Source organism: Streptomyces sp. NPDC020996 (genome assembly GCF_040641355.1).
In the GTDB taxonomy this organism is placed as follows: Bacteria; Actinomycetota; Actinomycetes; order Streptomycetales; family Streptomycetaceae; genus Streptomyces.
On record NZ_JBFADM010000010.1, the window covers coordinates 73362 to 85860 of the forward strand.

Here is a 12499-nt window from a genome sequence, read left to right on the forward strand (position 1 = left end):
CGCGCTCCCGCGCGAGCGCGACGACGGCCCGGCCCGCCGGCTCGCTGACCCCGAAGGACAGCGCTTCCGGCGACAGCCGGCCGGCCGCCCCGCCAGGTGGTCCCGGCCGTCCTCCGCGCGGCAGCGACAGACCCGGCGGCGGCTTCGAAAAGATTGTGTGTACGTTTGGCCCGGCCGGCGTTCCTCCCCGCACGGACCGGGCCGAGGAACCCGGCACCGGAGCTGCGCACCCGTCTGACATGCCGACCGTTCCTCCCCCGCGGCCGCCGCCCTCGCTGACCGTCCACGTCCCGTGACGCAACGTAGAGTTGGAGTCCCGGCGGCGGAAGAAGGAGCGCGCGGTGAAGCGGTTCGAGCGGCTGGAGCAGATCCGGCGGATGGACCCGTACGAAGACGCGTCCGAGATCTACCGGCTCAGTTCGGCGTACGAGTTCCCGTGGGACTTCACCCGCTCCCTCGAACTGGCCCTCTACCGCACCTACGCGGTCCCCGGCATCGGCCGGCTCCTCGCCGAGACGGCCGAACTCACGGAGCGGGCGCAGAAGCGCTACGACGACACCAGCCTGCTCCTCGACGCCGTCGTCGAGCACGGATTCGGCAGCCCGGAGGGCCGCACCGCGATCCGCCGCATCAACCAGATGCACCGCAGCTACGACATCAGCAACGACGACATGCGGTACGTGCTGTGCACGTTCGTCGTCATGCCCAAGCGGTGGATCGACGCCTACGGCTGGCGCAGGTTCTCGCGCCACGAGACCGTCGCGGCGAGCGTCCACTACAACACCCTGGGCCGCCACATGGGCATCAAGGACATTCCGGGATCCTACGAGGAGTTCGAGGCCTGCCTGGACGCCTACGAGGAGGCGCACTTCGCCTGGGACGAGGGCGCGCGGCGGGTGTCCGACGCCACGCTCGACCTGATGGCCTCCTGGTACCCGCGCCCGCTGGCGCCCGTGCTGCGCGCCTCGACGCTGGCCCTGCTCGACGAGTCGCTGCTGCGCGCCTTCCGCTACCCGGCCCCGCATCCGGCCACCCGGGCGCTGGTGCGGCGCGCGATGCGCGCGCGTGGCCGCCTCGTGCGCCTGCTGCCGCCGCGCCGGGCAGCGCACCACGCGCGCCAGAACTGGGAGGTCAAGGGCTACCCGAACGGCTACCGTCTCGACGAACTGGGCACCCGCCCGGTCCCCGGCGTGCGCGGCTGCCCCGTGCGGCACCTGGACGTATCGGCCGCCGAGTGACTCCGGCCACGCCCGAGGACCACTCCGGCGCGGCGGCGGTCGCCGGCCGCCGCTGAGCACCGGCGTCAGCCTTCACGTACCGCCAGCGCCAGGAAGCGGGCGTCCTCGTCGACGTACGAGGTCAGGCGGAAGCCGGAACCGGCCAGCAGGGGACGGAGATTGCCCTCCGCGCGCAAGTCGTCCGGGGTGAGCCGGCGGCCCTGGCGCGCGGCGAGCGCCGCTCTGCCGATCGGGTGGAACAGCGCCAGCGTGCCGCCGGGCCGCAGTACCCGGAACAGCTCCCGAAGATTCCGCGCCGGGTCGGGCAGGTGCGCGATCAGGCCGGCCGCGAACACCGCGTCCAGCGACTCGGACCGCAACGGCAGCGCGGTGACGTCGGCGAGCAGCAACCGCCCGTCCCGGTCCCGTCCGGCCCGTACGGCGGCCTGCAGCATGGCCGGGGTCAGGTCGGCCCCCACCACCACCCCGGACGGGCCCACGGCCGCCCGCAGCGGCGGCAGGGCGCGCCCCGTGCCGCAGCCCGCGTCCAGCACCCGACCCCCCTCCGGCAACCCGAGGGCGGCCACCGCGGCCGCGTAGGCCGGGCCGTCGTCCGGGAAGCGGCTGTCCCAGTCGGCGGCGCGGGCGGTGAAGAACTCCTGGACGTGTGTGTGATCGTCGCTCATGCCGCGCATGATCCCTCACCCACGGTCCGGAGCCGTTGCGCACATGCTCGACAGCCGGGCGGCAAGCGTCCACCCGGCTGCTCACCGGTGGCCGTCGGCCGGGAACGTCCAGCAGGAACCAGACCGGCGCCACATGCGGGCTCCCATCGGCCCGTACGGTCGAGAGCTTGCCGGTGCGGGTGCCCTCCGAGACGAACGCCCGCCGTTCCTCATCGGTCATCTTCTCTGCCATGCCCCCCTCCTCCTTGCCCGGCGATCGGAGGTGGGGAAGGCTGGCGAGCAGATCCTCCGGCCGGGGGGAGTCGTCACACGGGGAGACCGAAACATGGTGCAGAACCAGGGACTTGGCTGGCTCCTGGACGACCTGACCGAGCGCGTCGATCACGTACGGCACGCCTTGGTCCTGTCCAACGACGGGCTGGTGGCGGGAGCGAGCACCGGGCTGCGACGGGAGGACGCCGAGCATCTCGCGGCCGTCTCGTCCGGACTGCACAGCCTGGCCAAGGGTTCGGGACGGCACTTCGGCGCGGGCAGAGTCCGCCAGACGATGGTCGAGTTCGACGACGCGGTGCTGTTCGTCACCGCGGCCGGCACCGGCAGCTGCCTGTGCGTGCTCAGCGCCGCGGACGCCGACATCGGCCAGATAGCCTACGAGATGACCCTCCTCGTCAACCGGGTCGGCGAGCACCTCGGCGTGGAGGCCCGGCAGCCGGAGCGGAACTCGCCCGAAGACCTCTGACCGGAGGACTCCACAAGGAGACGAGGGTGTTCGCATGGATCCGAACGCCCGGAAACCATGCCCCAAATCTGTAGCGATCATGACAGATGGGGGTAGTCATGCCGACATGCCTTTACATCGGTCACGTTCGGGAACCAAAACGCCTCGCCGCGCTTGTCGCCACCGTGGCGCTGATCCTGGTGGGCTGTGACAGCGGCGGCACACCGCACTCCGGTGGCGGCCGACCGCAGGTGACCGTGGCGGCACTGCCGCTCACCGACTCCGCCGCCCTCTATCTGGCCCGGGACCGCGGACTGTTCGCCAAAGAGGGCCTGGACGTGCGCATCCAGCCCGTGCAGCAGAGCATCCAGGCGCTGCCCGCGCTGCTCAAGGGCCAGGTGGACGTCATCGCGAGCGCGAACTACGTCACCTACTTCCAGGCGTACGAGAAGGGCACCCTGGACCTGCGCATCCTCGCCGAGGGCGTGCGCATCGCCCCGCACATGATGGATGTCCTCGTGCCCGAGGACTCCGACCTGAAGTCGCCCGCGGACCTGGCCGGCAAGAAGGTCGCCGTCGCCGTCCTGAACAACATCCAGTCCCTGACCCTGAACGCGATCCTCGACGCCCGGCACGCCGGGCGACCCGTCTACCGGCAGATCCTGTTCCCGCAGATGGGCCCCGCTCTGCAGAGGGGCCAGGTGGACGCCGCACACGCGGTCGAGCCGTTCGACACGGCCATCCGGGGCGAGCTGGGCGCGAGGGTTCTGCTCGACGGCGGTTCGGGACCGGCGAGGGGCCTGCCCGCCAGCGGGTACGTCACCACGGCCGACTTCGTGAAGAAGAACCCGAAGGCGGCGGCGGGCTTCCGGCGTGCCGTCGAGGCGGCGTCCGAGCTGGCCGCCGAGAACCCGGCGGCGGTGCGCACCGAACTGCCGAAATACACCAAGGTGACCGCGGACCAGGCCAAGTCGATCCACCTGCCGGCCTATCCACCGACCGCCGATCCGTCCGTCCTGCGCCGGCTCATCCGGCTGATGCGCACCCAGGGACTGCTGAGCAAGGACATCGAACCGGCATCCCTGCTGGTGAAATGACCCGGCGTCAGGAGGTTCTGCTGGGCCTGAGCGGCGCGGCGGCAGCCTTCGGGACCTGTGAGGCGGTGGCCGGGGCCGGGATCGTCCGGCGCAGCTATCTGCCGCCCGCATCCGAAGTCCTCGCCCGCGCCGCTCGGTTGGCGGGTGACCCGGCCTTTCTCGACGGGATCGGGGTGACCCTGCGGGCTTGGGCGCTCGGCCTCGGGCTCGCCTGTGCGCTCGCCGTGCCGCTGGGACTGCTGCTGGGCGCGGTGCCGGTGCTGGAGGCCGCCGCGCGCACCCTGATCGAGTTCCTGCGGCCCCTGCCGTCCGTCGCGCTGATCCCGCTCGTGTCGCTGCTGCTCGGGTCGGGCACACAGACGGAGGTGACGCTGATCGCGTACGCCTCGCTGTGGCCGGTGCTGTTCAACACCGTCTACGGCCTCGGCGAGAGCGATCCGCTGGCCAAGGACACCCTGCGGGCCTTCGGGTTCGGCCGGCTCGCGGTGCTGCTGCGGGCGGAACTGCCGGCCACCGCCCCGTTCATCGCCGCCGGTGTGCGGATCTCGGCCGCGATCGCCCTGATCCTCGCCGTCGCGACGGAGATCCTCTCCGGCTTCGGCCAGGGCCTCGGCATCTTCATCGCCCAGGCCCAGACGGGGACCGACGGCACGCGGGACGTGCTGGCCGGGGTGGTCTGGGCAGGCGGCCTCGGGCTGGTGATCAACGGCGTACTGGTCGGTGCCGAGCGGCGGTTGTTCGCCTGGGCGCAGGAACCCCGCCCAGTGTCGGGGAAGCCGGAGCGGGGCCGCCCATGACGCAGACGCAGAGCGGATCCGCACCCCGCTCGCCGCACACCACCGCCGTGTCCTTCCTGCTGCGCTGGTCGGTGTTCCTCGGCACCGTCCTGTGCTGGGAACTGGCCGCCCGTGCGCTGCGCAGCGTGTACTTCCCGCCGCTGCGGATCGCCCGGCACGCCCGCGACCTGTGGTTCTCGGGCCCTGCCGGCCATCTGTTCGTCACCTCGGGCGCCGTCGGCACCATCCTGCCGAGCCTGGGCCGGATGGCGGCCGGGTTCACGTGCGCCGCTGTCGCCGGGATCGCCCTGGGGATCTCGGTGGGCCGCTTGCGCCGGGCGTACGCGCTGTGCAACCCGGTGCTCCAGTTCGCGCGGGCCGTGCCGCCGCCCGCGCTGGTGCCGGTGTTCGTCGTCGTCTTCGATGTCGGTACGCCCATGCAGGTGGCCTCGATCGTGTTCGGCGCCGTGTGGCCGGTGCTGATCAACTCGGCCGAGGGCGCCCGCGCCACCGATCCGCTGCGGCTCGAGGCGGCGGCCGTGCTGCGGCTGACGGCACCCGAGCGGCTGTGGTTCCTGATCCTGCCCTCGGCGCTGCCCCGGATCTTCGCCGGGCTCCGGCTCAGCCTGTCGCTGTGCCTGATCCTGATGGTGTTCTCGGAACTGCTGCCGGGTAGCGACGACGGCATCGGGTTCACGCTCACCGACGCCCAGACGCGCTCCGACCTGCTCACGGTGTGGTCCGCGCTGCTGCTGCTCGGCGTACTCGGGTATCTCCTCAACACCGGACTGCTGGCGGTCGAGAAGCGGCTCGTCGGCCCGGGATCGTCCGCAGGGAGGACAGCATGACGACGGCCACGGTGCGCGAGGCGGTCGTACGGTTTCTGCGCGACACCGGCATGACCACGATCTTCGGCAATCCGGGCTCCACGGAACTGCGGATGTTCCGCGACTGGCCGGACGACTTCACCTATGTGCTGGGCCTGCAGGAGTCCGTCGTCGTCGGCATGGCCGCCGGGCACGCGCTCGGCACCCGGCGGGCCGCGTTCGTCGGCCTGCACTCGGCGGGTGGGATGGGGCACGCGCTCGGTGCGGTCTTCAACGCCTTCCGCGACCGGGTGCCGCTGCTGATCGTGGCGGGCCAGCAGGCGCGCTCGCTGATCCAGCTGCGGCCGTTCCTCGGCGCCGACGAACCGGCCCTGTTCCCGCGCCCGTACGTGAAGTTCGCGCGCCAGCCGGAGCGGGCCGAGGACGTGCCGGCCGTGCTTGCCGAGGCGTACCGGGTCGCGATGGCGCCGCCCCGCGGCCCGGTCTTCGTGTCCGTGCCCGAGGACGACTGGGACCGGCCCGCCGAGCCCCTCACACCCCGCACGGTGCACGCGGGGTTCACCGCCGCCCCCGCCGCCCTCGACGCGCTCGCCGCCCGGCTGGCGACCTGTCGGCGCCCGGCGCTCGTGGTCGGTCCGGGCGTGGACGACGAGGACGCGCTGGAACAGGTGCGGGCGCTGGCCGAGCGGATCCGAGCCGGGGTGTGGATCAGCCCCCTGTCCGGCCGCTCCGGCTTCCCGGAGTCGCATCCGCTGTTCCAGGGCTTCCTGCCGCCGGTCGCCCGCCAACTGTCCGCACGCCTCGCGCCGTACGACGTGGTGGTCGCCCTCGGCGCCCCGCTGTTCACCTATCACGTGGCGGACGGCGGCCCGCCGCTCGCGCCCGGCACCGAGCTGTTCCACCTGGACTGCGACCCCGGCCAGGCCGCCTGGCTGCCGACCGGCACCAGCCTCGTCACGACGTTGCGGCCCGCCCTGGAACGGCTCACCGGGCTGCTGAAGGAACCCGACCGCGACCCACCGCCACCCCGGCCGGCACCCGTTCCGGCCGCCGCCGAGGGGCACATCACCCCGGAGCTGGTCTTCGACCTGCTGCGCGCCAGGCTGCCACGCGACCGGGTCCTCGTCGAGGAGGCGCCGAGCCACCGTGACGTGCTCCACGCGCGTGTGCCCGTCGAACAGAGCGGCGGCTTCCTCACCACGGGCAGCGGCGCGCTCGGCTGGGGCCTGCCCCTCGCGGTGGGCCGGGCGCTCGCCGACCGGCGCCGGGTGGTGTGCGTGGTCGGGGACGGCTCGGCGCTGTACTCGGTGCAGGCCCTGTGGACCGCGGCCCGCCACACGGCGCCGGTCACCTACATCCTCCTGGACAACGGCGGTTACGCGGCCGTGCGCGCGCTGGGCCGCCGGATCGGCATCGCACCCGTTCCCGGCACCGACATCACGGGCATCGACTTCGCGGCACTCGCGGAGTCCTTCGGCTGCCCCGCGGCCCGCGCCGAGCACCCCGGGGAACTGCCGGCCGCCCTGGACCACGCCCTGGGCCGGTGCGACGACGCCGGCCCCTTCCTGCTGCACGTCGCGGTGACCGGCAGCGCGGGCACCCTGTACGAGCCCTGGGCCGGGTGAGCGATGCTGCGCCTCGATTCCGTCAGCCGGCACTTCGGCGACCAGCACGTCCTGGACGGCATCAGCCTGACCGTGCCCGACGGGCAACTCCTCAGCGTCGTCGGGCCCTCCGGCTGCGGCAAGTCCACGCTGCTGCGCACCATCGCCGGGCTGCTGCCCGCACAGGAGGGCACGGTCACGGTCGACGGGACACCGGTGACCGGCGTCCCCGAGCGGCTCGCCGTGGTCTTCCAGGAGTACGGCCGCTCGCTGCTGCCCTGGCTCACCGTACGCGACAACGTGGCCCTGCCGCTGCGCCGCCGGGGCCTGACCCGCGCCGCCCGCCGAGCCGAGGCCGAGACGATCCTCGAACGGGTCGGCTTGCACGGAGCCGCCCGGCGCCATCCCCGGGAGCTGTCCGGCGGTATGCAGCAGCGCGTCGCCATCGCCCGTGCCCTCGTCTGCCGGCCCTCGCTGCTGCTCATGGACGAGCCGTTCGGCTCGCTGGACGCCGGCACCCGCGAGGATCTGGAGGACCTGCTGCTGGAGGTCCACCGCGCCGACGACACGACCATCGTGTTCGTCACCCACGACATCGACGAGAGCGTGTACGTGGGAGACCGTGTCGTCGTCCTCTCTCCCGGCCCCGGCTCGCGTGTCGTCCGGGACCTGCCGGTCGCCCTGCCGGGCGAGCGGGACCAGATCACCACGCGCAGTTCTCCCGGTTTCGTGGCGCTGCGCACGGAGGTCGGACGGGCGGTGCGAAACGCTCCGCCGGAAGGGCCGAAATGAGTGACCGCCACGATGTGCCGCCTGCCGTCCGCGGCCCCGTGGGGTCTGGTTGCATCACGGCACCACGTCCCGCCTCCCGCACGCGGAACCGTGCGGCCAGGGAACCGGGTCACGAGCGGGTCGAGTTCGACTCGCGGCGGGTGACGGGCTCACCGGCCGCGCTCCTTGCCGGACGGATCATGACGGCGGACGATCCGGACGAGGTCGGCCGGCTCAACGCCGACCTCACCGGAGCCCTGGCGGCGGCGCGCGAGCACCGGCGGGTCCCGCGCCCGCTGCCGGCGCCGGCGACCGCCCGGCCGGCGCGGTCGCACGGCGCGCCGCCGCCGGTGACCGCCGGCCGACACGGTCGCACGGCGCGCCACCGCCGACGCGGCCGGAGCGCTTCCGCGGCGGCCTGCTGGTCCGGCTGCTCGGCAGGGAGGGCGGGAGACGCGAGGGCTACAGGGCCCTGAAGAGGCCTTCCTGCACCACGGACACCAGCAGCCGCCCCTTCACGTCGTAGATGCGCCCGCGGGCCAGGCCGCGTCCGCCCGTCGCGATCGGTGACTCCTGGTCGTACAGGAACCACTCGTCCGCGCGGAACGGCCGGTGGAACCACATGGCGTGGTCCAGCGACGCCATGTCGAAGTTGCGCGGCCCCCACAGGGGTTCGACCGGGAGGCGGACGGCGTCCAGCAGGGTCATGTCGCTGGCGTAGGTCAGCGCGCAGGTGTGTACGAGCGGGTCGTCGCCCAGCGGCCCGACCGCGCGCATCCACACGGCACTGCGCGGCTCGGCGCCCTTGACCTCCTCGGCGCTCCAGCGCAGTCGGTCGGCATAGCGGATGTCGAAGGGCTGCCGGCGCGCCATCCGCTCCAGCTGCTCCGGCAGCGCGCCCAGATGCGCCCGGACCTCTTCCATGACGGTCGGCAGGGATTCCGGATCGGGGACCTTCCGGGCCGGCGGCAGCTGGTGCTCGAACGGACCGTCCTCAGGCCGGTGAAAGGAGGCGGTGAGAATGAAGATCGTGCGGCCCTGCTGCACGGCGGTGACCCGGCGGGTCGTGAACGACCTGCCGTCCCTGATCCGCTCGACCTGGTACACGATCGGTACCCCCGGCCGGCCCGGGCGCAGGAAGTACGCGTGCAGCGAGTGCACCGGACGGTCGTTGTCCGTGGTGCGGCCCGCGGCGACCAGCGCCTGGCCCGCCACCTGGCCGCCGAAGACCCGCTGCAGGGACTCCTGGGGGCTGCGGCCACGGAAGATGTCGACCTCGATCTGCTCCAGGTCGAGGAGGTCGACCAGTCTGTCGGCCGGGTTCGTCATGCGGGGGAGTCTCCTTGGTTCACAGCTGACCGACGTCGGTGACGCGGACCACCGCGCGGCCCTCCGCGTCGGAGGCCGTGAGGTCGATCTCCGCGCTGATGCCCCAGTCGTGGTCGCCGTTCGGGTCGTCGAAGATCTGCCGGACGCGCCACAGGCGGTTGTCCGGTTCCTCCTGGATGACCAGCAGCTTGGGCCCCCGGGCGTCGGGGCCGGTGCCGAGGTCGTCGTACTCGTCCCAGTACTTGTCCATCGCCCGGCCCCAGGCCTCGGCGTCCCAGCCGGCCTCGGCGTCCATCTCGCCCAGCTCCTCGACCTGGTCCAGGGCGGCGAGCTCGACGCGGCGGAACAGGGCGTTGCGGACCAGCACGCGGAAGGCACGCGCGTTGGTGGTGACCGGCTTGACCTCGTCGGCCTTCTCCTGGGCCTCCTCGGCCGTCATCTCCTCCGGGTTGGCGAGCTGCTCCCACTCGTCCAGCAGGCTGGAGTCGACCTGGCGGACCGTCTCGCCGAGCCACTCGATCAGGTCCTGGAGGTCCTCGGACTTCAGATCGTCCGGGATGGTGTGGTCCAGGGCCTTGTAGGCGCCGGCCAGGTAGCGCAGCACGATGCCCTCGGTGCGGGCCAGCTCGTAGAGGGACACCAGCTCGGTGAAGGAAAGCGCCCGTTCGTACATGTCGCGGACGACCGACTTCGGCGACAGCGGGTGATCGCCCACCCAGGGGTGGCTCTTGCGGTAGGTGTTGTAGGCGTGGAAGAGCAGCTCCTCCAGGGGCTTCGGGTAGGTGATGTCCTGGAGGCGCTCCATGCGCTCCTCGTACTCGACGCCGTCGGCCTTCATCGCGGCCACCGCCTCGCCGCGCGCCTTGTTCTGCTGGGCGGCCAGGATCTGCCGGGGGTCGTCCAGCGTCGACTCGACGACCGAGACCATGTCCAGGGCGTACGACGGCGACTCCGGGTCCAGCAGCTCGAACGCGGCGAGCGCGAAGGTGGACAGCGGCTGGTTGAGCGCGAAGTCCTGTTGCAGGTCGACGGTGAGGCGCACGATGCGGCCCTCGGCGTCCGGCTCGTCGAGCTTCTCCACGATGCCGCCGTCGAGCAGCGAGCGGTAGATCGCGATCGCGCGCCGGATGTGCCGCAGCTGCTGCTTGCGCGGCTCGTGATTGTCCTCCAGCAGATGCCGCATCGCCTCGAAGGCGTTGCCCGGACGGGCGATCACCGACAGCAGCATCGTGTGCGTGACCCGGAACCGGGACGTCAGCGGCTCCGGCTCGGACTCGATGAGCTTGTCGAAGGTGTTCTCCGTCCACCCGACGAAACCCTCGGGCGCCTTCTTGCGGACGACCTTGCGGCGCTTCTTCGGATCGTCGCCGGCCTTGGCGAGCGCCTTCTCGTTCTCGATGACGTGCTCGGGCGCCTGCGCGACGACGAAGCCCGCCGTGTCGAAGCCCGCCCGTCCCGCGCGGCCCGCGATCTGGTGGAACTCACGGGCCCGCAGGGTGCGGACGCGGTTGCCGTCGTACTTGGTGAGCGCGGTGAACAGCACGGTGCGGATGGGCACGTTGACGCCCACGCCGAGGGTGTCCGTGCCGCAGATCACCTTCAGCAGCCCGGCCTGCGCGAGCTTCTCCACCAGACGGCGGTACTTGGGCAGCATGCCGGCGTGGTGGACGCCGATGCCGTGCCGGACGTAGCGGGAGAGGTTGCGGCCGAACTTGGTGGTGAAGCGGAAGCTGCCGATCAGCTCGGCGATCTGCTCCTTCTCCTCGCGCGAGCACATGTTGATGCTCATCAGCGCCTGCGCCCGCTCGACGGCCTGCGCCTGAGTGAAGTGGACGATGTAGACCGGCGCCTGCCTGGTCTCCAGCAACTCGGTCAGCGTCTCGGTGAGCGGGGTGAACCGGTACGCGTACGACAACGGCACCGGCCGGGTCGCCGAGCGGACCACCGACGTCGGCCGGCCGGTGCGCCGGGTGAGGTCCTTCTCGAACATCGAGACGTCGCCGAGCGTGGCGGACATCAGGATGAACTGCGCCTGGGGAAGTTCCAGCAGGGGGATCTGCCAGGCCCAGCCGCGGTCCGGCTCGGCGTAGAAGTGGAACTCGTCCATGACGACCTGGCCGACGTCCGCGTGCTTGCCGTCGCGCAGCGCGATCGACGCGAGCACCTCCGCGGTGCAGCAGATCACCGGGGCGTCGGCGTTGACGGACGCGTCACCGGTCAGCATGCCGACGTTCTCGGTGCCGAACAGCTTGCACAGCTCGAAGAACTTCTCCGACACGAGCGCCTTGATCGGAGCGGTGTAGAAGGTGACCTCGTCCCGGGCCAGCGCGGCGAAGTGCGCCCCCGCCGCGATCATGCTCTTGCCGGAGCCGGTGGGCGTCGACACGATCACGTTGGCCCCGGAGACCGCCTCGATCAGCGCCTCCTCCTGGTGGGGGTAGAGCGTGAGACCGCGCTCCTGGGCCCATGCCTCGAAGGCTTCGTACAGGGCGTCGGGGTCGGCGGTCGGCGGCAGCTGGTCGATGAGGGTCACGCACCCATCTTGCCTGGCCTTCTGCCCGGTAGGGGAATCGGATGTCCTGAGGAAGATCACGGCCGCTACGCTGTGTCGCCGACGGCGCGTCAGCGCACCGCGTCAACTGGACAGCGGCACAGGACGAATGGGGCGGGCAGCGGCGATGATGGGACCAGCACACTCACTGTCGGGGGCCGCCGCCTGGCTCGGCGTCGGTGCGGCCGCCGCCGCGACCGGGCACGCGATGCCCTGGCCCGTCCTGCTGACCGGCGCCCTGATCTGCGCCGGAGCCGCGCTCGCTCCGGACCTCGACCACAAGGCGGCCACCATCTCGCGCGCCTTCGGGCCGCTGTCGCGATGGCTGTGCGAGATAGTCGACAAGCTCTCCTACGCCGTCTACAAGGCGACCAGGAAGCAGGGCGACCCGCGCCGCTCGGGCGGCCACCGCACGCTCACGCACACCTGGCTGTGGGCCGTCCTGACCGGTGCGGGCGCCTCGGGCATCGCGATCACCGGCGGGCGCTGGGCGGTGCTGGCCATCCTCTTCGTCCACATGGTGCTGGCGATCGAGGGCCTGCTGTGGCGGGCGGCCCGCGGGTCCAGCAGCGACGTCCTGGTCTGGCTGCTGGCCGCGACCAGCGCGTGGATCCTCGCCGGGGTCCTGGACAAGCCGGGGAACGGATCGAGCTGGCTGTTCGCGGAGCCCGGTCAGGAGTATCTGTGGCTGGGGCTGCCGATCGTGCTGGGGGCGCTCGTCCACGACATCGGGGACGCGCTGACGGTGTCCGGCTGCCCGATCCTGTGGCCGATCCCGGTGGGCCGCAAGCGCTGGTATCCGATCGGCCCGCCGAAGGCCATGCGGTTCCGGGCGGGCAGCTGGGTCGAGCTGAAGGTGCTGATGCCGGCGTTCATGCTGCTCGGCGGAGTGGGCTGCGCGGCGGCGCTGAACTTCATCTGAG

At 72.1% G+C, this 12499-nt stretch carries 11 protein-coding genes and 1 pseudogene; 8 read left to right on the forward strand and 4 right to left on the reverse strand.

Going from position 1 to position 12499, the window contains the following annotated elements:
• Positions 1–341 precede the first annotated feature (341 nt).
• Positions 342–1238, forward strand: a complete 897-nt coding sequence (locus AB0G63_RS10205) for an oxygenase MpaB family protein (protein WP_360747201.1) — start codon at positions 342–344, stop codon at positions 1236–1238.
• A 65-nt stretch (positions 1239–1303) separates the two neighbouring features.
• Here AB0G63_RS10205 and AB0G63_RS10210 read toward each other — a convergent pair whose 3' ends face one another.
• Both AB0G63_RS10210 and AB0G63_RS10215 read right to left on the reverse strand, forming a co-directional pair.
• Positions 1304–1903: a class I SAM-dependent methyltransferase gene (locus tag AB0G63_RS10210; RefSeq protein ID WP_360747203.1), complete on the reverse strand. Its 600-nt coding sequence runs from the start codon at positions 1901–1903 to the stop codon at positions 1304–1306.
• A gap of 106 nt (positions 1904–2009) precedes the next feature.
• A pseudogene (locus tag AB0G63_RS10215) lies at positions 2010–2135 on the reverse strand (pyridoxamine 5'-phosphate oxidase family protein); the annotation flags it as partial.
• Between the two features lie 93 nt (positions 2136–2228).
• On the opposite strand from AB0G63_RS10215, the gene AB0G63_RS10220 reads away from it, so the two are divergent.
• From AB0G63_RS10220 to AB0G63_RS10245, 6 genes are all read left to right on the forward strand, one after another.
• Positions 2229–2642, forward strand: a complete 414-nt coding sequence (locus AB0G63_RS10220; protein ID WP_360747206.1) for a roadblock/LC7 domain-containing protein — start codon at positions 2229–2231, stop codon at positions 2640–2642.
• Positions 2643–2806: 164 nt separating this feature from the next.
• Positions 2807–3718: an ABC transporter substrate-binding protein gene (locus AB0G63_RS10225; protein ID WP_360747209.1), complete on the forward strand. Its 912-nt coding sequence runs from the start codon at positions 2807–2809 to the stop codon at positions 3716–3718.
• Positions 3715–4515 (forward strand): ABC transporter permease subunit, encoded by an 801-nt coding sequence (locus AB0G63_RS10230; RefSeq protein ID WP_360747212.1) that lies wholly within the window; start codon positions 3715–3717, stop codon positions 4513–4515. The genes AB0G63_RS10225 and AB0G63_RS10230 overlap by 4 nt, the downstream gene beginning before the upstream one ends.
• The gene (locus AB0G63_RS10235; RefSeq protein WP_360747215.1) at positions 4512–5342 is read left to right on the forward strand and encodes an ABC transporter permease subunit; all 831 of its coding nucleotides are present in this window, start codon (positions 4512–4514) and stop codon (positions 5340–5342) included. The genes AB0G63_RS10230 and AB0G63_RS10235 overlap by 4 nt, the downstream gene beginning before the upstream one ends.
• Positions 5339–6946, forward strand: a complete 1608-nt coding sequence (gene mdlC / locus AB0G63_RS10240) for a benzoylformate decarboxylase (RefSeq protein WP_360747217.1) — start codon at positions 5339–5341, stop codon at positions 6944–6946. Before AB0G63_RS10235 ends, mdlC begins: the two co-directional genes overlap by 4 nt.
• Positions 6947–6949: 3 nt before the next feature.
• Positions 6950–7717 carry an ABC transporter ATP-binding protein gene (locus tag AB0G63_RS10245; protein WP_360747220.1) on the forward strand — a complete coding sequence of 256 codons (768 nt, stop codon included), beginning with the start codon at positions 6950–6952 and terminating at the stop codon, positions 7715–7717.
• A 441-nt stretch (positions 7718–8158) separates the two neighbouring features.
• Here AB0G63_RS10245 and AB0G63_RS10250 read toward each other — a convergent pair whose 3' ends face one another.
• Positions 8159–9025, reverse strand: a complete 867-nt coding sequence (locus AB0G63_RS10250; protein ID WP_360747223.1) for an acyl-CoA thioesterase II — start codon at positions 9023–9025, stop codon at positions 8159–8161.
• A gap of 19 nt (positions 9026–9044) precedes the next feature.
• Entirely contained in the window at positions 9045–11558 is a 2514-nt protein-coding gene (locus AB0G63_RS10255; protein ID WP_360747226.1) for a DUF3516 domain-containing protein, read from the reverse strand.
• 145 nt (positions 11559–11703) lie between these two features.
• On the opposite strand from AB0G63_RS10255, the gene AB0G63_RS10260 reads away from it, so the two are divergent.
• Positions 11704–12498 carry a metal-dependent hydrolase gene (locus tag AB0G63_RS10260; RefSeq protein WP_360747229.1) on the forward strand — a complete coding sequence of 265 codons (795 nt, stop codon included), beginning with the start codon at positions 11704–11706 and terminating at the stop codon, positions 12496–12498.
• Position 12499: the final 1 nt, after the last annotated feature.

What these genes read in the sequence shown, in the direction of transcription:
- AB0G63_RS10210 (WP_360747203.1), bottom strand. Translation starts at nt 1,903, where the DNA reads ATGAGCGACGATCACACACACGTCCAGGAGTTCTTCACCGCCCGCGCC.
- AB0G63_RS10220 (WP_360747206.1), top strand. Translation starts at nt 2,229, where the DNA reads ATGGTGCAGAACCAGGGACTTGGCTGGCTCCTGGACGACCTGACCGAG.
- AB0G63_RS10230 (WP_360747212.1), top strand. Translation starts at nt 3,715, where the DNA reads ATGACCCGGCGTCAGGAGGTTCTGCTGGGCCTGAGCGGCGCGGCGGCA.
- AB0G63_RS10235 (WP_360747215.1), top strand. Translation starts at nt 4,512, where the DNA reads ATGACGCAGACGCAGAGCGGATCCGCACCCCGCTCGCCGCACACCACC.
- mdlC (WP_360747217.1), top strand. Translation starts at nt 5,339, where the DNA reads ATGACGACGGCCACGGTGCGCGAGGCGGTCGTACGGTTTCTGCGCGAC.
- AB0G63_RS10245 (WP_360747220.1), top strand. Translation starts at nt 6,950, where the DNA reads ATGCTGCGCCTCGATTCCGTCAGCCGGCACTTCGGCGACCAGCACGTC.
- AB0G63_RS10250 (WP_360747223.1), bottom strand. Translation starts at nt 9,025, where the DNA reads ATGACGAACCCGGCCGACAGACTGGTCGACCTCCTCGACCTGGAGCAG.
- AB0G63_RS10260 (WP_360747229.1), top strand. Translation starts at nt 11,704, where the DNA reads ATGATGGGACCAGCACACTCACTGTCGGGGGCCGCCGCCTGGCTCGGC.